A 25,029-nucleotide genomic window follows, 5' to 3' on the forward strand; every position below is an offset into this window, starting at 1 on the left:
CTCACATACCGCAAGATGATAATTTCCTGAGATTAAAAAGAGCGATTTTTTCTTTCGGGGGTTGTTATGCACGGGGCTCGCATCATGATGGGGCTGGCCACAGCCGGAATCGCGGTCGCACTCGCCGCCGGCGCCGCCGCCGACGCGATCGAGGACGCCTGGCCTTACGGCACCGGCACGTGGATGAGCTTGCCCGGCTACATCGACGGAACCTCGTGGACGAACACCGGCGGTGACCAGTTCGGCCCGATCGGCAGTTCGTACGGCGACTACACCGCGACCCATACCGCCCGAGGTAGCGACGACTGGTACACCGCCCATCGAAGCACTTTCCACGTGCCGTATCTCTACTCGGGCGAGCACACCGAGATCACCGGCCTACTCGACGACACGGCCGGGTACCCCAGCGTGGGAACCGTCGTCGACACCACCACTCTGTTCCAGATCGACACCCATGTCATCGGGCTCATCGACCTGTTCACCAACACCGTCATCGACGACCCGGAGCTGGGGTACGCCAGCCAGTTCACCATTTGGCCGGTCTTCATCAACACCTTCTTGATCACCGAAGACGGCATGAAGGACGTGGTGGGCGTCGCCGGGCAGCAGTTCACCCTGTTCGAGATCCCCTTCACCGACGATTCGGGCGGGGCCGACGCCTCAGATGCCGCTGACGGGTTCGCGCAACTGCTGGCCGAACTCGCGGCCAGCGCGGCTTAACTCGGCTCGACCGGCGCCAGCCCCTCGCGATAGCGCTGGGCGAGGTTCCGGTAGTACGGGGGGTTGGCGTTGATCCAGACCTCCGCGCCGGTACCGGCGATCGGCCCCTTGACGACGGCGGGCGCGCCGATCACCAGCACCCCGTCGGGGATCTTGGTGCCGGCCAACACCGTCGAGCCCGCCGCGATCAAGGTGCGACTGCCGATCACCGCGCCGTCGAGCACGGTGGCGTGATTGCCGACCAGCGACTCCGCACCGATGTGCGCGCCGTGAATGAGGCACATGTGGGCGATCGTCGCGCCCGGCCCGATATCCACCGGCACCCCGGGCGGCACATGCAGCACCGAGCCGTCCTGGACGTTCGCACCCTCCCGCACCACGATGGGCGCGTCGTCGGCTCGCAGGATGGCGCCGAACCAGATCGAGGCACCGGCTTCGACGGTGACGTCGCCGATCAGCGTCGCGGTGGGAGCGACGAAAGCAGTCGGGGCGATCCGCGGCGAACGTCCGTTGAACGAGAACAGCTGCATCGTCCACATATACCAGGGACCAAAGACCCGGAACCAGCAGGTCTTATTGCATAAACAGGCGTCAAAACTGTAACGTGTTCTAGTTAGAAGCAGAGGGTTGGAGGCAACAGGTGAGCACTGACAACGCCGACGTAGGCGTCCGCCACATCGACACGGGCACACTTCCGGACCGCTATGCCCGGGGCTGGCACTGCCTCGGACCGGTGAAGGAGTTCCTGGACGGCAAGCCGCACTCCATCAATGCCTTCGGCGCCAAGCTGGTGGTGTTCGGCGATTCCAAGGGCGAGCTGCACGTGCTCGACGCCTACTGCCGGCACATGGGCGGCGACCTCAGCCGCGGCGAGATCAAGGGCGACGAGATCGCCTGCCCGTTCCACGACTGGCGCTGGGGCGGCGACGGCCGCTGCAAGCTGGTGCCCTACTCCAAGCGGACGCCGCGGGTGGCGCGCACCCAATCCTTCCCCACCGACGTCCGTGGCGGTCTGCTGTTCATCTACAACGACCCGGAGGGCAACCCGCCGCCCGACGAGGTGCGGATCCCGGAGATCCCGGAGTGGTCCAGCGGTGAATGGACCGACTGGCGCTGGAACTCCATGGTGATCGACTCCAACTGCCGCGACATCATCGACAACGTCACCGACTTCGCGCACTTCTTCTACATCCACTACGGCCTGCCGACGTCGTTCAAGAACGTCTTCGAGGGGCACATCGCCTCGCAGTACCTGCACAACGTCGGCCGCTCCGACGTGCCCGGCCTGGGTACCAGCTACGGCGGTTCCGAACTGGACTCCGAGGCCTCCTACTTCGGCCCGTCGTTCATGATCAACTGGCTGCACAACAGCTACGGCGGCTTCAAGGCCGAATCCATCCTGATCAACTGCCACTACCCGATCAGCCAGGACCAGTTCCGGCTGATGTGGGGCGTCATCGTGCAGAAGCCCAAGGGCCTCGACGACGCCACCACGGAGAAGATCGCCGACGCCATGACCGACGGCGTCAGCAAGGGCTTCCTGCAGGACGTCGAGATCTGGACGCACAAGAGCCGTATCGAAAACCCGCTGCTGGTCGAGGAAGACGGTGCGGTCTACCAGTTGCGTCGGTGGTACTCGCAGTTCTACGTCGACGCCGCCGACGTCACGCCGGAGATGACCGACCGCTTCGAGATCGAGATCGACGCCACGGTGGCCAACGAGAAGTGGAACGCCGAGGTCGCCGAGAACCTGCGGTTGCAGGCCGAAGCGGAGGAGTCCGAGAAGGCCGCCGAAACCGTTAAGGCAGAGTAGGTCCGGCGCCATGCCCCCCGAGGTGCCCGACGCCGACGACCTGGCTCGGTCGATGCTGATGCTCTACGGCCCGCACGAGGACCACGACGAGCACGGTGCGCACGGCAGCCGGTCCGACGACGACGGGCCCGATACCCGCTATTCCCGGCAGCCGCTGTTCCCGGTGGATCCGGAACGTTATGAGGCGCTGCGCGCTGCCACCGAACGGGATACGGATCGCTACCTGCACTCGGGCCTGATGCCGGTGGAGTGCCGGCATTGCCGGGCCACCGTCGAGGTCAAGAAGCTGGGACCCGGATACACCTCGGTGCAATGGAATTCGGCGGCGATGCAGCAGTGCGCCTACTTCACCGCCGAGCGGGAAGCCGGCCACCCCAGCAGTCGCAACCGCGGCTGCCCGAACCTGGGCAAGAGCATCCGGCATGCGGTGGCCGAGGGGCATCTGGAGGCGGTCTCCAGCGCCCCGCCACCGTGCGACGGAATCGACTGAGCCAGTTACCGCCCACCGCCCGGCACCAGCGTGCACGGTTGTACGCCTGACCGCGGCGTGTCCTGTACAGACACGCACGCTCGCGGTTGGGGGGCCCAGCGGGCTCACAGGCCGGCGAAGCGCTCCTTGACCTGCTCGGTGGTCAGGCCGTAATCGGCAAGCGAGTACTCGTGTTTCGGCGCGCGCGGCCCGGTCTTGCTGGCCGCGTAATCGTCGGCCATCGCCTGGCGTGCCTCGTCGGAGAGCGCAATTCCGAACCGTTCGTAGATGCTCGCGGCGGTGGCCAGCGGGTCCGCGACGAAATCGCGATAGTCGATGTCGCAGAACTGGGCCTGGTCGTACTGCTTGCGCTGGGTGTTGAACAACTCCAGGCCGCGGGCCCAGGTCTCCATCTCGTCGGCGCCGATCCGCGCGCCCACGAAGGTGTTCGACTGGCCCTCGGTGGTGTGCCGGGCCAACGAGCACATCGACGCCAGGATGGTCTCCGCGGGCCGGTGGCACTGCACGATGAGCGCATCGGGGTAGACCGCCATGATCGCGTCGAGGGCGAACAGGTGGCTGGGATTCTTGAGCACCCAACGCTTCTCCGGCTCGTTGAGGCCGATCAGCTGCAGGTTGCGGCGGTGACGCTGATACGACGGAACCCAGTCTTGCTCGGCGAGCCAGCGCGAGTAGGTCGGCAGGTGCGCCAGCGTCTCATAGGACACCGAGTGCAGCGACTGGCGCAGCAGCTGCCAGCACTCCTCCAGACCGTCGGCGGTCATGAAGTGCAGCCCGGTGTAGTCCGGGTTCTCCTGGTGATGCTGCTCGAACTGCGCCTGCATCTGGGTGAAAACCGGGTTGGTGTCCCAGGTTTCGCGCGGCGGGCGGGGCTGCGGGAACTCGGCCAGCCACATCTCCAAGCCCTGATGCGCCGGGTCGGCCCCCAGCAGGCGGTGCAGCGCGGTGGTTCCGGTGCGCGGCAGCCCGGTGACGAAGATCGGCCGCTCGATGGCGACGTCGGCGTACCCGGGGTTCGCCTTCCAGCCGGCCTGCGACAGCAGCCGGGCCACCAGCGCACCGCGCAGGAAGAACCGGTTCATCTTGCTGCCCAGCTCGGTCAGGTCGGCCTCGGTGCGATACGACTCCAGCAGCACGCCGAGTGCTTCGCGGTAGTTGTCGTCGTCGGGGCCGAAGTCGTCCAGGCCGACCATCTTGGTGGCCGAGGCGTGCAGATCCTCGACGGTTCCGACGTTGGTACGCGCGGTCATCAGTTGTGGTACTCCCCGCAGTTGACGTCCAGGACCTGGCCGCTGATCCCACTGGCCAGATCACTGGCCAGGAACAGCACCGCTGAGGCCACCTCGTCCTCGGTGGGCAGCCGCTTCAGGTCGGAGTTGGCGGCGGTGGCCGCGTAGATCTGCTCGACGGTGGTGCCGTACTTGCCGGCCTGGTGGGTGAAGTAGCTCTGCAGCGTGTCGCCCCAGATGTAGCCGGGCGCAACCGAGTTCACCCGGATGCCCTGCTCTCCGAGCTCGGAGGCCAGCGACTGCGACATCGCCAGCAGCGCGGCCTTGGCCATCTTGTAGGCGCCGTACTTGGGCTGCGAGTGCCGGATCACCATCGAGTTCAGATTGACGATGGATCCCTTGGCGGCGGCCAGTGCCGGCGTGAAGCCCTGGGTCAGCCGCAGCGCGCCGAGGCCGCTGAGTTCGATGGCGTCACGGATGTGCTGAAACGTGGTGTCCGCCAGCGGCTTCATCGACGGAACCCGGAAGGCGTTGTTGATCAACACGTCGATGTGGTCGTACTCGGCGGTGGCGGTCGCCACCAGGTTGGCGACCTGGTCTTCGTCGGTGATGTCGGTGGGCACCACCAGCGCGCGACGGCCGGCGTCGCGGACCTGCTTGGCCACCTCCTCGAGGCGGTCGGCACTGCGTGCGGCCAGCACCAGGTCGGCGCCCTCGGCCGCGAAGCGGTTCGCCAGGGTGCTGCCGAGGCCCGGCCCGACCCCGCTGATCACCACGACTTTGTCCATCAGCATTCCGGTCATGTTCACCCCAGCATTCTGTTAGCGATTTGCTGCTGCCGCAGCGCGATACGGGCCCGCCAGTCTTCCGGCGAGATCTTGTTGTGGTCGTAGAACGGCAGTACGCCCGGCAGTGCCTCGACATCGACGAGCTCGACGGTCGGGCCGTCGGCCTCGGTCAGTTGCCGCGACACCCGCTGCCAGCGGAACTGCAGGAATCCGCGCCGGTGCCCGAGGGTCTCCACCCAGTTGGTGACGCCGGGATTCTCGTCGCTGACCACGATCCGAATCTTGCCGTCCGGATCCGCCTGCGCCTGCGTGCCGTTCAACGAGGTCTGGTGGTTGATGTAGTCCAGCGAGATGTACCAGAGGCTGCCGAGCTGGAAGCCCAGATACGGCGCGTCCGTGACGGGCAGGGTGATCACCAGAGCCTGCCCCGGAGCCAACTCGTAGTGTCCGGCCGAGGAGTACTGGGTGGCCAGCCCGCCCGGGGTCAGCCGCGGCGCCACCATCGTGTTGACCGGAAGGTTCAGGTAGAACCACTGCGGGAACGCCAGCCAGGTCTTGACCCGGTTGATCAGTTGCTTTCCGGCTGCCGCATAACGCTTCTCGATCAGCTGCCTGGTCAGCGGCGGCGGCGCGGTGCCCTCGGTGTCGGTCCGGGCGATCGAGAGTGTGCCGCGACGGGCGGACCAGTCGTTGTAGACTTCGCGCATCACCAGCTGCGCCGGGGTCTTCGACTGGAAGCGCCATTCGAAGCTGCCGTCGGCCGCGACGTCGAGTTCACGGTCGTCGAACGCGGCTTCACTGGCCGGGACGTTGTCGTCGGTGTATTCGCCGCCGAGCAACTGGAAGCTGAGATCGGTGGTGGTGCCGCGGGTTCCGCGCACGATGTAGTCGTTGCCGGGCCGCACCACCGTGCCGAAGTACAGGGTGTCGGGGTTGTCCAGGCCCATCTTGGTGAACGGCCCGGTGCCCGACATCAGGAACGGGTGGTCGCGCTCGCCGTTGAAGGCGGCGTGCACACAGGCTTCGACGCCGCCGGCCAGATACTGCAGGCCCTCGAGCAGGTCGGCTTCGGTCTCGATGTGCGGAGCCTCGGTCACCAGTTTCTCCGCTTCGGCGATCGCGGCCGAAAGCGGTTCGGAGTACATCACTGCAGCGCCTCCGTGACGGTCAATCGGTCCATAAATGGACCGCAATGGTAGATATCTCGAACCGACTTTAGTGGGTCGCGGTAGCATGCTGCAATGGCTGGGCCCGATCAGACGACTACCCGACAGGTCGTGCGCACGTCTCCCCCGACCGAGCGCGTGGTGACCGTGCTGGAATTCCTGGCGCGCCACCCCGAGGAGCGCTTCGGGCTGTCCGAACTGGCCCGGCGCACCGGGCTGGCCAAGCCCACCTGCCTGGGTATCGCCACCACACTCGCCGATGCGGGCTATGTGACCCGCGACGAACCGGAGAAGACCTACCGGTTGGGCCCGGGGCTGATCTCGCTCGGCCGCGCCGCCCAGCAGTCACTGCGGGTCGGCCCGGAGGCCCGCGAGCAACTGCGGCGACTGTCCGCGGAATTCGCCACCTCCGCCGCATTGAGTGCGGTGGTCGAGGACCGGATCACCGTGCTGGAGCTGGCCGCGGCGCCGAACGCGCACCTCGGGGTCCAGGCCGGCGAGAGCTATCCGTTCGCCCCGCCGGTCGGCCTGATGTTCGTGCTCTGGGATGACGCGGCCCTGCAGGATTGGCTGACCCGACAGCCCACGATCCCGTTGCGTTCCGAGAGCGAGCGCCTGGAACGTGTGGTCGCCGAATGCCGCGCCGACGGGTACCTGGTCGAGCGCCTGACCCCGGGCGGGCAACGGCTGTACGCCCTGATGGCCGGCCTGTCCAGCAATCTGCCCGACGAATTGCGTGCCCTGCTGGGCGAATTGGTCTCCGACATCGGTGAGCGGGTGTATCTGCGCAGCGAGGCGGAGGGCCGTGGACGGCACGACATCAGCGTGATCTCCGCGCCGGTCTACGACCACCACCAGCGCCAGGCGATGGTGGTCTCGCTGCACGCCCAGCGGGCCCTGACCGACGCCGAGATCAGCAAGTGGGCGCGCGGGCTGCTCCGGACCGCCGGCGCCCTGACCGCGCAACTCGGCGGAATCAAGCCGTGACCACGCCCCTGACCGCCGCCGATCGGGTCGAACTGTCCGGGCTGGTACAGCGCTACGCCGGTTGCGTCGACGCCCGGCGCTTCGCCGAGCTGATCGAATTGTTCACCGCCGACGCCGAATTGGTTCTCCCGGACCCGCCGCGCCGACTGGAGCCGTGCGTGCGACACCGCGGTCACGCCGGTATCGGCGAGGCGATGTCCGCGCTGGCAGCGGTGGCCCGCACCCACCACGGTATCCACGGCGAGATCTACGCCACCGCCGACGACGGTCAGGCGACCGGCGAGATCACCGGCGTGGCACACCACTGGGTCGACGACGACGGACGACTGACCGACCACGTCTGGTATCTGCGCTACCGCGACACCTACCGCCGCGACCAGCACGGCTGGCGGATCGCCTCCCGCGCCCTGACGATCGACGCCATCGAATCCCGTCCGGCCCGGCAGGTGCGCACATGACACATCCCCAGATCTCTTTGCAGCTCCGAACTTTCACCGATGACCCCGACCACGACTGGGGCACCACCCTGGCGCTGGGCGCGGCGATGGACACCGCCGGCGTCGATCGGCTGGTGGTCTCCGATCACGTGGCGTTCGGCGAGAATCCCGAGGCCTACGCCGATCCGCGTCTCGGCGGGATCGCCGGCGGCCGCCAGCCCACCGGGCCGGACGGCCAGTGGCTGGACCCGGTGATCGTGCTGACGGCACTGGCCGCGACCACCACTCGCATCCGGTTGGGTACCGCGATACTGCTGGCGGCGCTGCGCCGTCCGACGGTGCTGGCCAAGGAGTTGGCCACCCTCGATGTGCTGTCGGGCGGCCGGTTGGACCTGGGCGTGGGAGTCGGTTGGCAACGCGAGGAGTACGAGGCCACCGGCCTGTCGTTCGAGCGGCGGGGACGACTGCTGGACCACACCTTGGAGGTGTGCCAGACACTGTGGACGCAGCAGCGCGCCGGCTACGACTCCCCCGAGCTGTCCTTCGAGAACATTCATCAGATGCCCAAACCCGTGGCACCCGGCGGTGTTCCGATCTGGGTGAGCGGGACCGTCAACGACGCGGTGGCCCGCCGGCTGGCCCGGTTCGGCACCGGATGGATCCCGTGGGGCCCGGCGATGCGCGACCCGGCCGGGGCGATCGCGGCGATGCGGGACCGCGTCACCGCACAGGGCGGCGACCCCAGCGGAATGCAGGTGCTGGGGCATGCGACCACCGCCAAGAAGCCGGACGGCACGCTCGATGCCGCCGCCACCGCGGCGTCGGCCCCCGCACTGGTAGCCGCCGGTATCACCGACGTACGCGTCACCTGCTCACTGCCGAAGGACATCGGCCGGGCCACCGACCTGCTCAGCGAACTCGTCGAGGCGTTCCACGCCGCAACACGCTAAAGGAGACATCCATGGAAAAAGTCATGATCATCGCTCGGACAACCGATTTCAGTGACGAGTGGTGCGCGAACATGCGCGGGCCGGTGGCGGAGAAGCTGCTGGGTCTGGGACTACCGGGCCTGGCGGTCAACGTGCGCGACGAACTCGTACGCGACTCGATGATGACGCTGACGACGCTGGAGCCGCCGGCCGCGGCCGTCATCAGCATCTGGACCCAGCAGTACTACGGCGAACAGACCCGCGCCGCGATCGCCGCCGTGGAAGCCGAATCCGAGGCGGTGGCCGCGTATCTGGTGACCGAGTCGATGCCGATGCCGCCGCCGGACCTCGGGGAGGGCCGTCGCACCCGCGGCTTGGCCAATGTGGCGCTGCTGCGCCGACCGGCCGACCTGGACGAGGCGACCTGGCTGCACCGCTGGCACATCGACCACACCCAGATCGCCATCGACACCCAGGCGACGTTCGGCTACACCCAGAACGTGGTGATCCGTGCCCTCACCGAGGACGCGCCGAACATCGACGCGATCGTCGAGGAGAACTTCCCCGACGAGGCGGTGTCGGACCCGTACGCGTTCTACGGTGCCGCCGACGAGGCCGACCTGGGCCAGCGGGTGCAGAAGATGGTGGAGAGCATCTCCCGATTCGGCGCCCACCTCAACATCGACACGGTGCCCACCAGTCGGTACGCGTTCCGGTCACCGTTTTCTCACACGCACTGCTGAGACAGCGTGATCAACGCCTCCCGGATATGCGGGTGGCGTTCCAGGTAAGACAGCGCGGGGTTGGGGGCGCCGGGGTCTTCCTGCCGTCCCCGCTCGTCCAGTTCCGCCCGGACGTCGGGATGCCGATTCAGGTAGGCGTCGATGGATTCGCCGACGGTCTGGTCGCACTGCTCGGGGGCGGCGGTAGCGGCCGGTGCCAACGTCACCATCGCACCGGCCACAGCGGTCAGCACTGCGCGGGTCACGTTCATTCCTTCGACGGTACGCGCGCCCGCCGCCCGGTTCAGTTGACGCTGGCCAGGGCGAACGGCAGGACCTGCGGTGCGCCGGCGGCACGCAGCACCCGGGCCGCCATGGTCAGCGTCCACCCGGTGTCGGTGACATCGTCGACCAGCAGTACCGGCCCGATGCCGGCCGGGAGTTCGGCGGGCGGCAGCCAGCTGCCCTGCAGGGCTGCGACCCGGTAGGCCGAGTTCGCCGCCGTCGTCGCCCGCCGCCCCGGCGCATACCGCAGATCGTCGAGCCGGGTCAGCCGGCCGAGTTCGGCCAGCCGGTCGGCCAGCGAACCGATCAGCACCGGATGCGTCGCCGAATCCAGCCCCAGCACCGCGGTCGGCCGGGTTCGCCAATCCCAGTCGGCCAGCACCCGCACCGCGGCACGCACCACCTCCTCGGGCACCTGTTGATCCGGTTCGTCGAGCAGTCGCCGCAGCCGCACCCCCCAGCCCAGGTCGGTGAACCTTCCGATGACCCGGCCCGGCTCGGGACCGTCGGTGATCCGGCCGGACAGCTCGAGGCCGAGTCGCGCCAACCCCGACGGCCACTGCCGCCGCGGGGTGATCTCCACACCCGGGCGCATCAGCCGCTCGCGGGTGGCCTCCGCGGCGGCGGCATCCACCGCGGCGTCGAATCGCGGTCCGGCGCAGTTGTCGCAGCGCCCGCAACGCTCCCCGGGCTGCAGCTGCGGGTCGTTGAGCTGGGCGCGCAGGAAGCTCATCCGGCAGTCGTCGGTGCGCTGGTAGTCCAGCATCGCCTGCTGCTCGGCGCGGCGCAGTTCGTCGAGCTTGCGGTAGCGCTGCTCGTCGTAGATCCACGGCACCCCGGTGCCCAGCCATCCCCCCTTGACCCGGCGCACCGCGCCGTCGACGTCGAGGACCTTGAGCACCATCTCCAGCCGTGACCGGTTCAGGTCGACGCGGGACTCCAGTGCCGGCGTCGACAGTGGCTGATCCGGCGAGAGCTCGCCGATCACCTTGCGCACCAACGATTCCGCCGGAAACGCCAGGGAGGCGAAGTAGTTCCAGATGTCCTGATCCTCGGTGCCCGGCAGCAGGATGACTTCGGCGCTGGCGGTGGCACGCCCGGCGCGACCGACCTGCTGGTAGTAGGCGATCGGCGAAGACGGGGCACCCAGGTGCACCACGAAGCCGAGGTCGGGCTTGTCGAATCCCATGCCCAGCGCCGAGGTGGCGATCAGCGCCTTGACCCGGTTGGCCAGCAGGTCGGCCTCGAGCTGTTCCCGGTCGGCCGAGTCGGTGGACCCGGTGTAGGCGGCGACCGCGAACCCCTGCGCCCGCAGGTCTGCCGCCAGGTCGTGGGCCTGGGCCACGGTGAGCGTGTAGACGATCCCCGAACCGGGCAGCTCGTTCAGGTGGGCGCCGACCCAGGCGGTCCGTTGCGCCGGACCCCCGGCGGCGATCACCGACAGCCGCAACGATTCCCGGTCCAGGCCCCCGCGCAGCACCAGGGTGTCGGCGCCGCCGACCCCGAGTTGGCCGGCGACGTCGTCGACCACCCGATCGTTGGCGGTCGCGGTGGTCGCCAATACCGGCACGTCCGCACCCAATTCGGCGATCAGGGTGCGGATGCGCCGATAGTCCGGCCGGAAGTCGTGCCCCCAGTCCGAGACGCAGTGCGCTTCGTCGACCACCACCAGCCCGGCGCGGGCCGCCAGCGCCGGCAGTACCTCGTCGCGGAAGTCGGGGTTGTTGAGCCGTTCCGGGCTGACCAGCAGCACGTCGAGGTCACCGGCGCTCACCCGGCGCTGCACGTCGGCCCACTCGGTGACGTTGGCGGAGTTGATGGTGGCGGCGTGCACCCCGGCGCGTTCGGCGGCGGCGACCTGGTTGCGCATCAACGCCAGCAGCGGCGAGACGATCACCGTCGGCCCGTGACCGGCGGCCCGCAGCAGCTTGGCGGCGATGAAGTACACCGCCGATTTACCCCAGCCGGTGCGTTGCACCACCAGTGCACGGCGGCGCCCGACCACCAGGGCCTCGATCGCGGCCCACTGGTCGTCGCGCAACCGGGCGTCGGGACCGGCCAGCTGTTCCAGGATCGCCTGGGCTTGCGTTCTCATGCGATTTCGGCGCGCTTATGCCCGCTCAGCGGGTAATACCGCGCCGAAATCACGAGTTGGCAGCCCGCTCCCGCTGGATCTCCAGCGCGATGTCGATGAGCTGGTCCTCCTGGCCGCCGATCAGCTTGCGCTGGCCGACCCGAAGCAGCAGCTCATGGGCGGGCACACCGTAGCGTTCGCCCTGGCGCACCGCATGCTTGAGGAAGCTGGAGTACACCCCGGAGTAGCCCATGACCAGCGCATTGCGGTCCAGCACGCACTCGGCCGGCATGGCCGGGCGCACCACGTCCTCGGCGGCGTCGGCGATGTCGAAGAAGTCGATACCGGTCTTGACACCGATCTTGTCGAACACCCCGATCAACGCCTCCACCGGCGCGTTGCCCGCACCGGCACCGAAGCGGCGCACCGAGCCGTCGATCTGCTTGGCCCCGGCGCGCACCGCCTCCACCGAGTTGGCCACCCCGAGCCCGAGGTTCTCATGGCCGTGGAAGCCCACCTGGGCGTCGTCACCGAGCTCGGCGACCAGCGCTGAGACCCGGTCGGCCACACCCTCGAGTACCAGTGCACCGGCGGAGTCCACCACGTAGACGCACTGACAACCCGCATCGGCCATGATCCGGGCCTGGGCGGCCAGCTTCTCCGGGGAGATGGTGTGGGCCATCATCAAGAACCCGACGGTCTCCAGCCCCAGCTCCCGGGCCAGCCCGAAGTGCTGGATGGAGACGTCGGCCTCGGTGCAGTGCGTGGCGATCCGGCAGATCGAGCCACCGTTGTCCTGCGCCTCTTTGATGTCTTCTTTGGTGCCCACCCCGGGCAGCATCAAAAACGCGATCTTGGCGTCCTTGGCGGTCTCCGCGGCAAGCTTGATCAGCTCCTGCTCGGGGGTCTTGGAGAACCCGTAGTTGAAGCTCGACCCGCCCAGGCCGTCACCGTGGGTCACCTCGATGACCGGCACACCCGCGGCGTCGAGGGCCGCGACGATCGCGGCCACCTCGTCTTTGGTGAACTGGTGGCGCTTGTGGTGGCTACCGTCGCGCAGGCTGGTGTCGGTGATCCGCACATCGAAGATGTAGTCAGACATAGCGGTTACGCTCCTCCGGTCTTCGCCGACGCCATCTCACGGGCGATCTCCTCGCCCACCTTGGTGGCGGCCGCAGTCATGATGTCCAGGTTGCCCGCATAGGGGGGCAGGTAATCGCCGGCACCCTCGACCTCCACGAACGTGGTGACCACCGCGCGCCCGCCGGAGTTCAGCGACGGCTCGTCGAACTGCGGCTCGTTGAGCAGTCGGTAGCCCGGCACATAGGTCTGCACGTAGGCGACGACATCCTTGATCGACTTGGTGATCGCGTCGTGGTCGGCGTCCTCGGGGATCTGGCAGAAGATGGTGTCGCGCATGATCATCGGCGGATCGGCCGGGTTCAAGATGATGATCGCCTTGCCCCGCTCGGCGCCACCGATGTGCTGCACACCCGCCGACGTGGTCTTGGTGAACTCGTCGATGTTGGCCCGCGTGCCCGGCCCCGCCGACACACTCGAGACACTGGCCACGATCTCGGCATAGGGAACCGTGCCGCCCTGCTCTTTGACCGCCCGGCTCACCGCATACACGATCGGGATGGTGGCCTGCCCACCACAGGTGACCATGTTGACATTGGGGGCATCGACGTGAGCGTGAAGGTTGGCCGGCGGGATGACACCCGGACCCACCGCCGCCGGCGTCAAGTCGATGGCCCGAATCCCGGCGGCCTCGTACTTGGGCGCATACGCCTTGTGCACATAGGCACTGGTGGCCTCGAACACGAAGTCCGGCTTCTCATCTTGGGCCAGCAGCCAGTCCGCGCCCTCGTGCGAAGTCTCCAGACCCAGCTTGCGTGCCCGGGCCAAGCCCTCGCTCTCCGGGTCGATGCCGATCATCCAGCGCGGCTCCAGCCACTCCGAACGCAGCAGCTTGTACAGCAGGTCGGTACTGATGTTGCCCGATCCGACGATCGCGACAGAGGCCTTGGCAGCCATGAACGCTCCTCTATTCGAATTATTCGAAGACCAGTCGGACTGAACCCAGCCCGGTGAAATCGGCGACGCAGTCGTCGCCGGCGTGTACGTCGATGGCCCGGGTCGCAGTCCCCGGCAACACGATGTCGCCGGCCTTGAGCCGCACCCCGAAACTCTCCACCTTGCGGGCCAGCCACGCCACCGCGGTGACCGGGTTGCCCAGCACCGCGTCGCTACGCCCTTCGGCGACCACTTCGCCATTCTTGGTCAGCGAGGCGTCGATGGCTCGAATATCGATGTCGCCGGGCTTGACCCGCTGCTTGCCCAGCACGAATCCCGCCGAGGAGGCGTTGTCGGCGATGGTGTCGCAGAGTTTGATCTTCCAGTCGCTGATCCGGCTGTCGATCAACTCGATGGCCGGGGCGTAGGCCTCGGTGGCGGCCAGCACGTCTTCCTCGGTGCAGTCCGCACCCGGCAGATCTTTGGACAAGATGAACGCCACCTCGACCTCGATGCGCGGGTAGAGGTAGTTCGACGCCTTGACCGGGGTGTCCTCGAAGACCTGCATCTCGTTGAGCAGATGGCCGTAGTCGGGCTCGTCGACGCCCATCATCTGCTGCATCGCCTCGCTGGACAGGCCGACCTTGTGCCCGACGACCCGGGCGCCCTCGGCGATCCGCTGGCGGATGTTGATCAGCTGGATCTCGTAGGCGTCGACGACGTCGATGTCGGGCTGGGCCGCCGTCAGCGGCGAGATCGGAACTCGGCTGCGTTCGGCCTGCGCCAAGTCGGCGGCAAGTTGATCGCGGATCTGGGCGCTGAGCATCCTTCGAAAATCCCCTAATCATCGTGACCGGGCCGGCCAGCGGTTACTCCACCAACTCTATAACGTGTTCCAGCCCGCCCCGACACTGAGACGAGGCCCCGCCGCGACCCGATCCCGACGTGATCTCCCCAGCGTTACGACCCGCCGGTGTAGTCGACGTGCCAGTGCTTGATGGCGTTGAGCCAGCCCGAACGCAGCCGCTCGGGCTTGTCCAACGGTTTGAGGTCGGGGATGTTGTCGGCGATCGCGTTGAAGATCAGCCCGATCGTCATCCGCGCCAGGTGCGTACCGATGCAGTAGTGCGCACCGGTGCCGCCGAAGCCGACGTGCGGGTTGGGGTCGCGCAGGATGTTGAACTCCTGCGGCTTGTCGAACACCGACTCGTCGAAGTTGGCCGCCCGGTAGAACATCACCACCCGCTGGCCTTCGGAGATCAGGGTGCCGTTGAGGTCGTGGTCGCGCGTGGCGGTGCGTTGGAACGACGTGACCGGGGTGGCCCACCGCACGATTTCGTCGGCGGTGGTCTCCGGACGCTGGGCCTTGAACAGCTCCCACTGGTCGGGATGGTCGACGAACGCCATCATCCCCTGGGTGATCGAGTTGCGCGTGGTCTCACTGCCGGCCACCGCCAGCAGGATGATGAAGTAGCCCAGTTCGTCGTCGTTGAGCTTCTCGCCGTCGACGTCGGCTTCGACCAGCGTGGTGACGATGTCGTGGCCGGGGTTCTGCCGTTTGAGCTCGGCCAGCTGCAGGCCGTATTGAATGATCTCCAGGGCCGAGTTCGCCGGATCGTAGTGCGCGAACTCCGGGTCGTCGTAGGACGTCATCTGATTGGTCCAGTCGAACAGCTTGCGGCGGTCCTCCTGCGGCACCCCCATCAGGCCGGCGATGGCCTGCAACGGCAGCTCCGCGGCCACCTCCACCACGAAATCACCGCGGCCCCGGGCCAGGGCCTCCTTGGTGATCGCCTGCGCCCTGGACTGCAACTCGTCGTGCAGCGGCAGGATGTGCCGCGGGGTGAAGCCGCGGGAGATGATCCGCCGCTGCCGGGTGTGTTTGGGGGCGTCCTGATTGAGCATCAGGATGCGCTGGGCGTCGAGTTGTTCGCGGGTGGTCTCGTCGTGGTGGCGCGGGATGGCGCCGTTGCGCTCACTGGAGAAGACGTCGTCGAGGCGCGAGACCTCTTTGACGTCCTCGTGCCGGGTGATCGCCCAGTAGCCGCCGTCTTTGAAGCCGCCGCTCTTGTCATCGGGTTGCTCGATCCACTTGATCGGCTCGCTGCGGCGCACCTCGGCGAACTCCGCGTCGGGCAGTCTCTTGGCGTAGATCTCCGGATCGGTGAAGTCGAATCCGGCGGGGAGACGGGTGGTTGAGGCGACGGCGGGACTGGCCACGATGACAACTCCTCACTGGGAAAACGATCCCGGAACTGCTGGCGAAGACGATATGTTCTCGTGCCAGTAAAGCAAGGCTTCACCGCAGAAGAAAGGGCAGAAAGACCCTGCTCGGCGCGATAAATTAGAACGTGTTCTAGTTTGTTGCACCGCGAGCCTGACCTGCCCCGACCCGCGTCGGTCCGCCGCGGTTACCAGCGCGGCAGGGAATAGTCGTCTCGACACCGGTGCACCGATACCACCGGCCAAGTGGCGCCCGGGCGGGGCAGTTCTATAACGTGTTCTACATGGCCGAACAGGAGTACGACGTCGTCGTAGTCGGAAGCGGCGGCGCCGGGATGGTCGCCGCCCTCACCGCTGCCCACCAGGGGTTGTCCACCATCGTCATCGAGAAGGCCGCCCATTACGGCGGCTCGACCGCCCGCTCGGGCGGCGGTGTGTGGATTCCCAACAACGAGGTGCTTGCACGCGCCGGCGTAAAGGACACCGCCGACGCCGCCCGGACCTACCTGCACACCATCGTCGGCGACGTGGTGCCGGCCGAGAAGATCGACACCTACCTGCAGCGCGGGCCGGAGATGTTGTCGTTCGTGCTGAAGAACTCGCCGCTGAAGATGTGCTGGGTTCCCGGCTACGCCGACTACTACCCCGAGCAGCCCGGCGGCAAGCCCACCGGACGCTCGATCGAGCCGAAACCGTTCAACGCCAAGAAGCTCGGCGCCGACATGGCCGGCCTGGAGCCGGCCTACGGCAAGGTTCCGCTCAACGTCGTCGTCATGCAGCAGGACTACGTCCGGCTCAACCAGCTCAAGCGCCACCCGCGCGGGGTGCTGCGCAGCCTGAAGGTCGGCGCCCGCACCATGTGGGCACAGGCCACCGGCAAGAACCTGGTCGGCATGGGCCGCGCCCTGATCGCGCCGCTGCGCATCGGCCTGCGCGACGCCGGTGTTCCGGTGCAGCTCAACACCGCACTGACCGACCTCTACGTCGAAGACGGCGTGGTCCGCGGCGTCTACGTGCGCAGCACCGACGCGCCCGAATCGGCTCAGCCCCAACTGATCCGCGCCCGGCGCGGGGTCATCCTGGCCAGCGGCGGCTTCGAGCACAACGAGCAGATGCGGCAGAAGTACCAGCGCGCCCCGATCACCACCGAGTGGACCGTGGGCGCCAAGGCCAACACCGGCGAGGGCATCCTGGCCGGCGAGAAGCTCGGCGCCGCACTGGACATCATGGAGGACTCCTGGTGGGGGCCGACCGTGCCACTGGAGGGCGCACCGTGGTTCGCGCTGTCGGAGCGCAACTCCCCCGGGTCGATCATCGTCAACATGGCCGGCAAGCGGTTCATGAACGAGTCGATGCCCTACGTCGAGGCCTGCCACCACATGTACGGCGGCCAGTACGGCCAGGGTGACGGCCCCGGCGAGAACATCCCGGCCTGGCTGATCTTCGACCAGCGCTACCGCAACAACTACATCTTCGCGGGATTGCAGCCCGGACAACGGATTCCGAAGAAATGGCTGGAGTCCGGCGTGATCGTCACCGCGGACACCCTGGAGGAGCTGGCCAGCAAGACCGGCGTGCCGGCCGCCTCGCTGGCCGCGACCGTGGAGCGGTTCAACGAGTTCGCCCGCACCGGCAAGGACGAGGACTTCCACCGCGGCGAGAGCGCCTACGACCGTTACTACGGCGACCCGACCAACAAGCCGAACCCCAACCTGGGCCAGATCTCCCAGGGGCCGTTCTACGCGGCCAAGATGGTTCCCGGCGACCTGGGCACCAAGGGCGGCATCCGCACCGACGTCAGGGGCCGGGCGCTGCGCGCGGACGGCAGCGAGATCCCCGGCCTGTACGCGGCCGGCAACGTCAGCGCCCCGGTGATGGGCCACACCTACCCGGGCCCGGGGGGCACCATCGGACCCGCCATGACGTTCGGTTATCTGGCAGCACTGGACATCGCAGGGAAGGCGTGACATGGCGATCGATCTCGACGTCGCACTGGGTGCCGAATTCGGCCAGGTCGAATTCTCCTGGACCGCGACCAATGTGCAGCTCTACAACCTGGCACTGGGCGCCGGGTCGGACCCGATGGACCCGCACGAACTGAGCTACGTCGTCGACAACACCCCGCAGGTGCTGCCGACGTTCGGTTGTGTCGCAGCGTCGTTCAACGAGGTGGACCCGCCGAAGGTGAGCTGGCCCGGGGTCGAGATCGACCTGGCCAAGATCCTGCACGCCTCGGAGAAGGTGACCGTGCCCGCGCCGCTGCCGCCGTCGGGCAGCGCCCGCGCGGTCAGCCGGATCGTGGAGATCTGGGACAAGGGCAAGGCCGCCGTGGTGGTGCTGGAGACCTCGGTGACCGGCACCGACGGTACGCCGTTGTGGACCCAGCACCGCTCCATCTTCGCCCGCGGCGAAGGCGGCTTCGGCGGTGAGCGCGGACCGTCGACGGCGACCGAACTGCCCGACCGGGCACCGGATTTCCGGATCGACATCCCGACCTCGCCGCAGCAGGCGTTGCTCTACCGCCTGTGCGGTGACCGCAACCCGCTGCACAGCGACCCGGCGTTCGCCAAAGCGGCCGGTTTCGACCGCCCCATCCTGCACGGCCTGTGCACCTACGGCATGACCGCCAAGTCGACCGTGGACGCCGCGCTGGGCAGTGACGCCGGTGCGGTCCGCTCGTTCGGCGCCCGCTTCGCCGGCGTGGTGTTCCCGGGCGAGACCCTGCAGGCCCGGTTGTGGAAGGACGGCGACCGCCTGGTGGGCAACGTGGTGGCGCCCTCGCGCGAGGACGCGGCCATCCTCAACGATGTGGAGTTGGTGACCGCCTAGTTCTCCGCGGCCGAGCAGTCACCGAAGCCCCCTTTTCCATCACGGATTGGGGGCTTCGGCGTGTGGTCGCGGCAGGGGCCGGGGGCGCCGATCGGGCGGCCGTCAACCCAGGCAACCCTAATTGAAAATGACTTTCATCTTCGGATAAGCTGTCGCCATGACCGCGCCGGTATGGATGGCCTCACCTCCCGAGGTGCACTCGGCGGCCCTGAGCACCGGACCGGGTGCCGGGCCGTTGCTGTCCGCCGCCGGCGCCTGGTCAGCGCTGAGCCTGGAATACACCGCGATCGCCGAGGCGCTGCGCGAACTGCTGGCAACCACCCAGGCCACTTCCTGGCAGGGGCCCAGCGCCCAGCAGTACCTCGCCGCGCACCTGCCGTTTCTGGCCTGGTTGGCGACGGCCAGCGCCGACAGCGCCGCGCATGCATCCCGGCACGAGACGGCGGCCTCCGCCTACGTCGGTGCGCTGGCGGCCATGCCCACCATGCCCGAACTGGCCGCCAATCACGCGATCCACGGCGTCCTGGTGGCCACCAATTTCTTCGGCATCAACACCATTCCGATCGCCCTCAACGAAGCCGACTACGCACGGATGTGGGTTCAGGCCGCCACCACGATGGCGACCTACGAAGCGGTCTCCGGTGCGGCGATGGCGTCGGCTCCGCAACTGGCGGCGGCGCCGCCGATCGTCAACCATGACGGTGCGGCCGACGACCACGACCACGACCACGACCACGACCACGATCACGATCATGACCACGACCACGACGGCATCCACGACGGTGACCTCGACCCGACCGACCCGGAGTGGTGGACCGACGTCTTCGGCGAGATGAACCAGTGGGCCGAGCTCATCGTCCACGATCTGCTGACCGATCCGGCGGCGCTGATCAGCGATCTGCCGGTGATCATGGCCGACGTCACCTTCCACGCCAGCCAACTGGCCGCCACCTTGAGCCAGTTCGCCCCCGCGCTGCTACAGCCCGCGCTGACGTTGGCGATCGGCAACCTGGGCTGGGCGGCCGGACTGGCCGGGCTGGCCGGCATCCAGCCCGCGCCGATGGTCCCGGTGATCGAGGCAACTCCTGAACCGGTGCTGTCTTCTATCGGGTCGGGCGGCAGCTCCACGCCGGCGGTCAATGCCGCCGGGGCACCGGCCACGACGGGCTCGGTCACCGCTCCGGCGGCCGCCGGGGCACCCGCAGCCGCACCGCCCGCCGCCCCCCCGGCCGGGTTCAGCCCGGCCTGGTTCCCGCCGTACGTGATCGGTCCCCCCGGGGCGACCGGCCGGATCGCCGCCACCGCCCGGGCACGCACGGTCGGCAAGGCACCGAACCCGGACGAGGCTTCCGAGGCAGCTGGGGCTTCCGCACAGGAGCGGAAGCGCGCCCGCCGACGGCGCATCATTCGCGACAACGCCGACGAATACCTGCAGATGCCCGCCGTCATGGACGCCTCCGACAGCGGGGCCGGGCCCCTGGGATTCGCCGGCGCGCAGCCCAAGCCCGAAGTACCCGCTACCGGGTTGGCCACCCTGTCCGGAGGCGCGTACGGCGACGGACCGACGCTGCCACTGCTGCCCGAGAGCTGGACCGAAAGCGCCTAGGTCCGGCGGTCAGCCCAGGATCAGGCCCGAGGTGGGCACACCGGTGCCCGCGGTCACCAGCACGTGCTCGACGTTCGGCACCTGGTTGACGCTGGTACCGCGCAGCTGACGCACGCCCTCGGCGATCCCGTTCATGCCGTGGATGTAGGCCTCACCGAGCTGGCCGCCGTGGGTGTTGATCGGCAACCGGCCACCGAGTTCGATCGCACCGCCGGCGATGAAGTCCTTCGCCTCGCCGCGACCGCAGAAGCCCAGCTCCTCCAACTGCAGCAGCGTGTAGGGGGTGAAGTGGTCGTAGATCACCGCGGTCTGGATGTCGGCGGGGGTCAGCCCGGACTGCGCCCACAACTGTTTGCCCACCAAACCCATCTCGGGCAGACCGAGCTCGTCGCGGTAGTAGGAGTACATGGTGAACTGGTCGTCCCCGGAACCCTGGGCGGCCGCCTCGATGATCGCCGGGCGGTGCTTGAGGTCGCGGGCGCGCTCCGGGGTGGTGACGACGATCGCCACCCCGCCGTCGGTCTCCTGGCAGCAGTCCAGCAGCCGCAGCGGCTCGGCGATCCACCGCGAGTTCTGGTGGTCTTCGATGGTGATCGGCTTGCCGTAGAAGTGCGCCTTGGGGTTGGTCGCCGCGTGCTTGCGGTCGGCCACCGACACCACACCGAAATCGGCACTGGTGGCACCGTATTCGTGCATGTAGCGCTGGGCGATCATCGCCACCGAGGCGGCCGGCGTGCTCAGCCCGTGCGGGTAGGACCAACCGTACTCGACACCGCGGGAATCGGCGTTGACGGTCAGCCCGGTCATGACCTGACCGAACCGGAACTCCGAGCGCTCGTTGAAGGCCCGGTAGGCGACGACGACTTCGGCCACGCCGGTCGCCACCGCCAGTGCGGCCTGCTGCACGGTGGCCGCGGCCGCTCCGCCGCCGTAGCCGATCTGGGAGAAGAACGTCAGATCACCCATGCCGGTGGCGCGTGCCACGGCGGTCTCCAGGTTGGAGTCCATGGTGAACGTGACCAGACCGTCGACGTCCGCAGGCTTCAGACCCGCGTCGTCGAGGGCGTCGAGGACGGCCTCGGCTGCCAGCCGCAGTTCGCTGCGACCGGATTCCTTGGAGAAGTCGGTTGCGCCGATCCCGGCGATCGCGGCCTTACCGGACAACATCAGACCTCCCCGAGAGTCAGTGTGGCAGTGGCGATGACGTGGTCGCCCAGGCTGTTGTTGCCGACCACCTTCACCGTCACCAGATCGCCCTCGACGGCGGTCACCTCACCGCTGAAGGTGACCGTGTCGTAGGCGTACCACGGCACACCCAGTCGCAGGCCGATCGAGCGGATCACCGCGTTCGACCCGGCCCAGTCGCTGATGTAGCGCTGCACCAGACCGGTGTCGGTGAGGATGTTGACGAAGATGTCCTTGGATCCCTTGGCCTGCGCCTTGTCCCGGTCGTGGTGCACGTCCTGGTAGTCGCGGGTGGCGATCGCGGTGGAGACGATGAACGTCGGGTCGCCGTAGATCTTCAGCTCGGGCAGCTTGGTGCCCACTTCGGTGCTCACCACGCTCATTCGTCCGCCTCCCAGGCGTACAGGGTCCACGCCGGACCGGCGTCACTCTCCGGAAAGTCGAGATAGGTTGCGTGAACCGGCATTCCGATCTTCACCTCCGCGGCGTCGATACCGCGGAGTTCGCCGAGCATCCGGACGCCCTCGGCGAGTTCGACCAGGGCGATCACGAACGGCAGACTGCGCCCGGGCACCTTGGGGGCGTGGTGCACGACGTAGCTGAACACCGTGCCCTTGCCGCTGGCGACGACGTAGTCGGTGGTCTCGGTCTTGTCCTTCCAGAGCGCCGGCACCGGCGGGTGCTGCAGGCTGCCGTCCGGGCGACGCTGGATGCGCAGTTCGTGGGCGTTGACGCCTTCCCAGAAGTACGCGGTGTCCCGCGACCACGACGGACGCATCATCTTCGACGGGTCGAGGTCGTCCGGCACGGCGACGGTTTCGGCCGCCTCGGTCTGACTCTTCGGAACGAATTTGAGGATGCGCCAGACCATGTCGGCCACATTCTCGTCGCCCACCCACCAGCGGATGTTCTGGGTGACGAAGTAGCCCTCGCCCAGACCGGTCTGCTTGGGGCCGACGATGTCGGTCACCTCGGCGGTGACGCTGACCTCTTCACCGGGCCGCAGGTAGCGGTGGTAGGTCTGCTCGCAGTTGGTGGCCACCACGCCGACATAGCCTGCGGCGTCGAACAGTTCCATGACCTTGCCGAGCGGGTCGTCGGCGGCACGCTGTCCGCCCAGGCCCATCATCGTCCACACCTGGATCATCGCCGGCGGGGCGACGATCCCGGGGTGGCCGGCCGCGCGTGCGGCGTCCTCGTCGATGTAGATCGGGTTCGCATCGCCGATGGCGTCCACCCAGTGGCGGATCATCGGCTGGTTCACCGGATCCCGACCGGTACGCGGTTTACTGCCTCCGGAAGCAAGGATCTGTTCGATCCCGGCGGAAAGATCGCTCATCTGTCTCCTCAGCTCGTCGGGCCGGAACCTACCGCGGCACCCTCGGGACCTTCAGGCCCGAGGCGGCGATCATCTCGCGCATCACCTCGTTGACCCCGCCACCGAAGGTGATCACCAGGTTGCGCTTGGCCTGCGCATCCAGCCAGGTCAACAGCTCGGAGGTGTGCCCGTCGGCGGGGTTGCCGTAGCAGCCGACGATCTCCTCGGCGAGCCGTCCCGCGTACTGAATGCGTTCGGTGCCGAAGACTTTCGTGGCGGCGGCGTCGGCGACCTCGATGATCTCGCCGGCCGCGGCGACCTGCCAGTTCAGCAGTTCGTTGATCCGCCACATCGCATGGATCTCGCCGAGGCCCCGCTTGACCGCGTCCTGGGTGATCGGCGTGGTCCCATCACTGCCGGGCATGGTCGCCCAGGCGTGCACCTTGTCGTAGAGGCAGCCGAAACGACCGGCCGGGCCCAACATGACCCGCTCGTTGTTGAGCTGGGTGGTGATCAGTCGCCAGCCGCCGTTCTCCTCGCCGACCAGCATGTCCGCCGGGACGCGCACGTCGTTGTAGTAGGTGGCGTTGGTGTGGTGCGCACCGTCGGACAGGATCATCGGGGTCCACGAGAAGCCCGGGTCCTTGGTGTCGACGATCAGGATCGAGATGCCCTTGTGCTTCACCGCGGTCGGGTCGGTGCGCACCGCCAGCCAGATGTAGTCGGCATCGTGGGCACCGGTGGTGAACACCTTCTGACCGTTGACGATGTAGTGGTCGCCGTCGCGGACCGCGGTGGTGCGCAGCGACGCCAGGTCGGTGCCGGCTTCGGGCTCGGTGTAGCCGATCGCGAAGTGCACCTCGCCGGCCAGGATCGCGGGCAGGAACTTCTTCTTCTGCGCCTCGTTGCCGTACACCTGCAGGGTCGGGCCGACGGTCTGCAGCGTCACCGCCGGCAGCGGGATGTCGGCACGCTGCGCTTCGTTGACGAAGATCTGCTGCTCGATCGGGCCGAATCCCAGCCCACCGAACTCCTTGGGCCAGCCGACGCCGAGCTTGCCGTCGCTGCCCATCCGCCGGATGACGTCCCGATAGGCACTGCAGTGCCGGTCGGTGTTCATCGCCGCAGCCTCTTCGGGGCTGATCAGGTTCGAGAAGTATTCGCGCAGTTCGGCCTGCAGCTTGCGCTGCTCCGGGGTCAGATCGACGAACATTGGGCTCCCACCAGGTCGAGACGCTGTGACCGGCCGCCGAGCAGGCGGTTGAGGTCCTTGATCGAGGAGTAGTAGCGGTCCATCGGATAGTCGATGTCCATGCCCATGCCACCGTGCATGTGGTGGCAGAGCTGCATCACCGGCGGTGCCTGCGAGGTGATCCAGTAGCCGAGCACCGCGAGGTCGTCGGTGGCGTCGAGGTCGTTGGCCAGCCGCCACACCACCGACGTCGTCGCCAGCGTGATGGTGCGCGAGACGATGTAGACCTCGGAGAGTTGGGCGGCCACGGTCTGGAACGTCGACAGCGGCCGGTTGAACTGTTCCCGGCTGCCCACGTAGTCGGCGGTCAGTCGCAGCGCCCCGGCGACCAGGCCGGAGGTGAACGCGCCGATCGAGGCGAGCAGCAACTCGTTGACCCGGTGGGCGGTGGCGCCCTCGAGCACCTGGTCGACCTCGGCGTCGGCGAACACCACCACGTATTCGTCGCTGTGGTTCGCGGTCGGTGTCTTGGTCAGGGTGACACCGTCGGCCTTGGCGGAGATCACCGCGACACCGGTGTCGGCGGTGACCACGATCCACTCGGCCTGCTCGGCGTAAGGCACACCGACCTTGGTGCCGGACAACCGATTACCGGCCAGCTTCACCGCGGGCTGTTCGGGCAGTGCGGCGGCCGGCTCGTCGAACGCGGCGGTCAGTACCGCGCCCTTGGCCACCCCGGCCAGGTAGCGGTCCTGCTGCGCGTCGGTGGCCAGGTCCAGCAGCGGCACCAGGCCGAACCCGAGGGTGGCCAACGCCGGGCTGATGGTCCCGTGCCGACCGATCTCGGTGAGCGCCGTGGTGACCTCGGACAGCCCGAGCCCGTCGCCGCCCAGGCGCTCCGGCACCGCCAGTGCCGACACACCGCCGGCGACCAGCGCTTCCCAACTGTTGTCCCGGTCGAGCACCGACGTCACCACATCGGCGACGGCCTGCTGCTCCGGGTTCGGTGCGAAATCCACC

Annotated in this window: 25 protein-coding genes; 10 read left to right on the plus strand and 15 right to left on the minus strand. The window is 67.9% G+C overall.

The window, feature by feature from the left end:
• The first annotated feature begins 66 nt into the window (after window positions 1–66).
• Window positions 67–720 (plus strand): hypothetical protein, encoded by a 654-nt coding sequence (locus RCP38_RS17095; RefSeq protein ID WP_308474112.1) that lies wholly within the window; start codon window positions 67–69, stop codon window positions 718–720.
• Here the strand turns inward: RCP38_RS17095 and RCP38_RS17100 are convergent.
• Window positions 717–1,250 carry a gamma carbonic anhydrase family protein gene (locus RCP38_RS17100; RefSeq protein ID WP_308474113.1) on the minus strand — a complete coding sequence of 178 codons (534 nt, stop codon included), beginning with the start codon at window positions 1,248–1,250 and terminating at the stop codon, window positions 717–719. The two genes, RCP38_RS17095 and RCP38_RS17100, sit on opposite strands and share 4 nt — an antisense overlap.
• Window positions 1,251–1,360: 110 nt before the next feature.
• On the opposite strand from RCP38_RS17100, the gene RCP38_RS17105 reads away from it, so the two are divergent.
• Window positions 1,361–2,533: a Rieske 2Fe-2S domain-containing protein gene (locus RCP38_RS17105; protein ID WP_308474114.1), complete on the plus strand. Its 1,173-nt coding sequence runs from the start codon at window positions 1,361–1,363 to the stop codon at window positions 2,531–2,533.
• A 10-nt stretch (window positions 2,534–2,543) separates the two neighbouring features.
• A complete protein-coding gene (locus RCP38_RS17110) occupies window positions 2,544–3,023 on the plus strand; it encodes a hypothetical protein (RefSeq protein WP_308474115.1) in 480 nt (159 codons plus the stop codon).
• Window positions 3,024–3,127: 104 nt separating this feature from the next.
• Here the strand turns inward: RCP38_RS17110 and RCP38_RS17115 are convergent, their stop codons facing one another.
• From RCP38_RS17115 to RCP38_RS17125, 3 genes are read right to left on the minus strand one after another with little or no spacing between them, the layout of a single operon-like run.
• Window positions 3,128–4,273 (minus strand): sulfotransferase family protein, encoded by a 1,146-nt coding sequence (locus RCP38_RS17115; protein ID WP_308474116.1) that lies wholly within the window; start codon window positions 4,271–4,273, stop codon window positions 3,128–3,130.
• On the minus strand, window positions 4,273–5,055 hold the full coding sequence (locus RCP38_RS17120) for an SDR family oxidoreductase (RefSeq protein ID WP_308477377.1): 783 nt from the start codon (window positions 5,053–5,055) through the stop codon (window positions 4,273–4,275). Before RCP38_RS17120 ends, RCP38_RS17115 begins: the two co-directional genes overlap by 1 nt.
• Window positions 5,056–5,057: 2 nt before the next feature.
• Window positions 5,058–6,185, minus strand: a complete 1,128-nt coding sequence (locus RCP38_RS17125) for a hypothetical protein (protein ID WP_308474117.1) — start codon at window positions 6,183–6,185, stop codon at window positions 5,058–5,060.
• A gap of 96 nt (window positions 6,186–6,281) precedes the next feature.
• On the opposite strand from RCP38_RS17125, the gene RCP38_RS17130 reads away from it, so the two are divergent.
• From RCP38_RS17130 to RCP38_RS17145, 4 genes are read left to right on the plus strand one after another with little or no spacing between them, the layout of a single operon-like run.
• Entirely contained in the window at window positions 6,282–7,193 is a 912-nt protein-coding gene (locus tag RCP38_RS17130) for an IclR family transcriptional regulator (RefSeq protein ID WP_308474118.1), read from the plus strand.
• On the plus strand, window positions 7,190–7,651 hold the full coding sequence (locus tag RCP38_RS17135; RefSeq protein ID WP_308474119.1) for a nuclear transport factor 2 family protein: 462 nt from the start codon (window positions 7,190–7,192) through the stop codon (window positions 7,649–7,651). Before RCP38_RS17130 ends, RCP38_RS17135 begins: the two co-directional genes overlap by 4 nt.
• Window positions 7,648–8,580: a TIGR03619 family F420-dependent LLM class oxidoreductase gene (locus RCP38_RS17140; protein ID WP_308474121.1), complete on the plus strand. Its 933-nt coding sequence runs from the start codon at window positions 7,648–7,650 to the stop codon at window positions 8,578–8,580. The genes RCP38_RS17135 and RCP38_RS17140 overlap by 4 nt, the downstream gene beginning before the upstream one ends.
• A gap of 11 nt (window positions 8,581–8,591) precedes the next feature.
• The gene (locus RCP38_RS17145; RefSeq protein WP_308474122.1) at window positions 8,592–9,302 is read left to right on the plus strand and encodes an EthD domain-containing protein; all 711 of its coding nucleotides are present in this window, start codon (window positions 8,592–8,594) and stop codon (window positions 9,300–9,302) included.
• On the opposite strand, the gene RCP38_RS17150 is transcribed toward RCP38_RS17145, so the two are convergent.
• From RCP38_RS17150 to RCP38_RS17175, 6 genes are all read right to left on the minus strand, one after another.
• Window positions 9,287–9,553, minus strand: coding sequence for a hypothetical protein (locus RCP38_RS17150; protein WP_308474123.1), 267 nt, complete (start codon window positions 9,551–9,553; stop codon window positions 9,287–9,289). The two genes, RCP38_RS17145 and RCP38_RS17150, sit on opposite strands and share 16 nt — an antisense overlap.
• Window positions 9,554–9,585: 32 nt before the next feature.
• Entirely contained in the window at window positions 9,586–11,661 is a 2,076-nt protein-coding gene (locus RCP38_RS17155) for a RecQ family ATP-dependent DNA helicase (protein ID WP_308474124.1), read from the minus strand.
• A gap of 49 nt (window positions 11,662–11,710) precedes the next feature.
• Window positions 11,711–12,742: a 4-hydroxy-2-oxovalerate aldolase gene (dmpG, locus tag RCP38_RS17160; protein ID WP_308474125.1), complete on the minus strand. Its 1,032-nt coding sequence runs from the start codon at window positions 12,740–12,742 to the stop codon at window positions 11,711–11,713.
• 5 nt (window positions 12,743–12,747) lie between these two features.
• A complete protein-coding gene (locus RCP38_RS17165) occupies window positions 12,748–13,677 on the minus strand; it encodes an acetaldehyde dehydrogenase (acetylating) (RefSeq protein WP_308474127.1) in 930 nt (309 codons plus the stop codon).
• A gap of 19 nt (window positions 13,678–13,696) precedes the next feature.
• Window positions 13,697–14,482, minus strand: a complete 786-nt coding sequence (locus RCP38_RS17170) for a 2-keto-4-pentenoate hydratase (protein ID WP_308474128.1) — start codon at window positions 14,480–14,482, stop codon at window positions 13,697–13,699.
• Between the two features lie 134 nt (window positions 14,483–14,616).
• Window positions 14,617–15,876 carry a cytochrome P450 gene (locus RCP38_RS17175; protein WP_308474129.1) on the minus strand — a complete coding sequence of 420 codons (1,260 nt, stop codon included), beginning with the start codon at window positions 15,874–15,876 and terminating at the stop codon, window positions 14,617–14,619.
• A gap of 287 nt (window positions 15,877–16,163) precedes the next feature.
• Here RCP38_RS17175 and kstD point away from each other — a divergent pair, with 287 nt between their 5' ends.
• From kstD to RCP38_RS17190, 3 genes are all read left to right on the plus strand, one after another.
• A complete protein-coding gene (kstD, locus tag RCP38_RS17180; RefSeq protein WP_308474130.1) occupies window positions 16,164–17,846 on the plus strand; it encodes a 3-oxosteroid 1-dehydrogenase in 1,683 nt (560 codons plus the stop codon).
• Between the two features lies 1 nt (window position 17,847).
• The gene (locus RCP38_RS17185; RefSeq protein ID WP_308474131.1) at window positions 17,848–18,708 is read left to right on the plus strand and encodes a MaoC/PaaZ C-terminal domain-containing protein; all 861 of its coding nucleotides are present in this window, start codon (window positions 17,848–17,850) and stop codon (window positions 18,706–18,708) included.
• 157 nt (window positions 18,709–18,865) lie between these two features.
• Entirely contained in the window at window positions 18,866–20,314 is a 1,449-nt protein-coding gene (locus tag RCP38_RS17190) for a PPE family protein (RefSeq protein WP_308474132.1), read from the plus strand.
• A 9-nt stretch (window positions 20,315–20,323) separates the two neighbouring features.
• Here RCP38_RS17190 and RCP38_RS17195 read toward each other — a convergent pair whose 3' ends face one another.
• The 5 genes from RCP38_RS17195 to RCP38_RS17215 are packed head-to-tail and all read right to left on the minus strand — an operon-like array spanning window position 20,324 to window position 25,028.
• On the minus strand, window positions 20,324–21,481 hold the full coding sequence (locus RCP38_RS17195; RefSeq protein WP_308474133.1) for a lipid-transfer protein: 1,158 nt from the start codon (window positions 21,479–21,481) through the stop codon (window positions 20,324–20,326).
• On the minus strand, window positions 21,481–21,882 hold the full coding sequence (locus RCP38_RS17200; protein ID WP_308474134.1) for a MaoC family dehydratase: 402 nt from the start codon (window positions 21,880–21,882) through the stop codon (window positions 21,481–21,483). Before RCP38_RS17200 ends, RCP38_RS17195 begins: the two co-directional genes overlap by 1 nt.
• The gene (locus RCP38_RS17205; protein ID WP_308474135.1) at window positions 21,879–22,838 is read right to left on the minus strand and encodes a bifunctional MaoC family dehydratase N-terminal/OB-fold nucleic acid binding domain-containing protein; all 960 of its coding nucleotides are present in this window, start codon (window positions 22,836–22,838) and stop codon (window positions 21,879–21,881) included. Before RCP38_RS17205 ends, RCP38_RS17200 begins: the two co-directional genes overlap by 4 nt.
• A 28-nt stretch (window positions 22,839–22,866) precedes the next feature.
• Entirely contained in the window at window positions 22,867–24,030 is a 1,164-nt protein-coding gene (fadE29, locus tag RCP38_RS17210; protein WP_308474136.1) for an acyl-CoA dehydrogenase FadE29, read from the minus strand.
• On the minus strand, window positions 24,015–25,028 hold the full coding sequence (locus RCP38_RS17215) for an acyl-CoA dehydrogenase family protein (RefSeq protein WP_308474137.1): 1,014 nt from the start codon (window positions 25,026–25,028) through the stop codon (window positions 24,015–24,017). Before RCP38_RS17215 ends, fadE29 begins: the two co-directional genes overlap by 16 nt.
• Between the last annotated feature and the right edge of the window lies 1 nt (window position 25,029).

Source organism: Mycolicibacter sp. MU0083 (genome assembly GCF_963378075.1).
Classification (GTDB): Bacteria; Actinomycetota; Actinomycetes; order Mycobacteriales; family Mycobacteriaceae; genus Mycobacterium; species Mycobacterium kokjensenii.

Coding starts and splice junctions, on each gene's coding strand:
- RCP38_RS17095 (WP_308474112.1), top strand. CDS start 67: ATGCACGGGGCTCGCATCATGATGGGGCTGGCCACAGCCGGAATCGCG.
- RCP38_RS17100 (WP_308474113.1), bottom strand. CDS start 1,250: ATGCAGCTGTTCTCGTTCAACGGACGTTCGCCGCGGATCGCCCCGACT.
- RCP38_RS17110 (WP_308474115.1), top strand. CDS start 2,544: ATGCCCCCCGAGGTGCCCGACGCCGACGACCTGGCTCGGTCGATGCTG.
- RCP38_RS17115 (WP_308474116.1), bottom strand. CDS start 4,273: ATGACCGCGCGTACCAACGTCGGAACCGTCGAGGATCTGCACGCCTCG.
- RCP38_RS17120 (WP_308477377.1), bottom strand. CDS start 5,055: ATGACCGGAATGCTGATGGACAAAGTCGTGGTGATCAGCGGGGTCGGG.
- RCP38_RS17125 (WP_308474117.1), bottom strand. CDS start 6,185: ATGTACTCCGAACCGCTTTCGGCCGCGATCGCCGAAGCGGAGAAACTG.
- RCP38_RS17130 (WP_308474118.1), top strand. CDS start 6,282: ATGGCTGGGCCCGATCAGACGACTACCCGACAGGTCGTGCGCACGTCT.
- RCP38_RS17140 (WP_308474121.1), top strand. CDS start 7,648: ATGACACATCCCCAGATCTCTTTGCAGCTCCGAACTTTCACCGATGAC.
- RCP38_RS17145 (WP_308474122.1), top strand. CDS start 8,592: ATGGAAAAAGTCATGATCATCGCTCGGACAACCGATTTCAGTGACGAG.
- RCP38_RS17150 (WP_308474123.1), bottom strand. CDS start 9,553: ATGAACGTGACCCGCGCAGTGCTGACCGCTGTGGCCGGTGCGATGGTG.
- RCP38_RS17155 (WP_308474124.1), bottom strand. CDS start 11,661: ATGAGAACGCAAGCCCAGGCGATCCTGGAACAGCTGGCCGGTCCCGAC.
- dmpG (WP_308474125.1), bottom strand. CDS start 12,742: ATGTCTGACTACATCTTCGATGTGCGGATCACCGACACCAGCCTGCGC.
- RCP38_RS17165 (WP_308474127.1), bottom strand. CDS start 13,677: ATGGCTGCCAAGGCCTCTGTCGCGATCGTCGGATCGGGCAACATCAGT.
- RCP38_RS17170 (WP_308474128.1), bottom strand. CDS start 14,482: ATGCTCAGCGCCCAGATCCGCGATCAACTTGCCGCCGACTTGGCGCAG.
- kstD (WP_308474130.1), top strand. CDS start 16,164: ATGGCCGAACAGGAGTACGACGTCGTCGTAGTCGGAAGCGGCGGCGCC.
- RCP38_RS17185 (WP_308474131.1), top strand. CDS start 17,848: ATGGCGATCGATCTCGACGTCGCACTGGGTGCCGAATTCGGCCAGGTC.
- RCP38_RS17190 (WP_308474132.1), top strand. CDS start 18,866: ATGACCGCGCCGGTATGGATGGCCTCACCTCCCGAGGTGCACTCGGCG.
- RCP38_RS17195 (WP_308474133.1), bottom strand. CDS start 21,481: ATGTTGTCCGGTAAGGCCGCGATCGCCGGGATCGGCGCAACCGACTTC.
- RCP38_RS17200 (WP_308474134.1), bottom strand. CDS start 21,882: ATGAGCGTGGTGAGCACCGAAGTGGGCACCAAGCTGCCCGAGCTGAAG.
- RCP38_RS17205 (WP_308474135.1), bottom strand. CDS start 22,838: ATGAGCGATCTTTCCGCCGGGATCGAACAGATCCTTGCTTCCGGAGGC.
- fadE29 (WP_308474136.1), bottom strand. CDS start 24,030: ATGTTCGTCGATCTGACCCCGGAGCAGCGCAAGCTGCAGGCCGAACTG.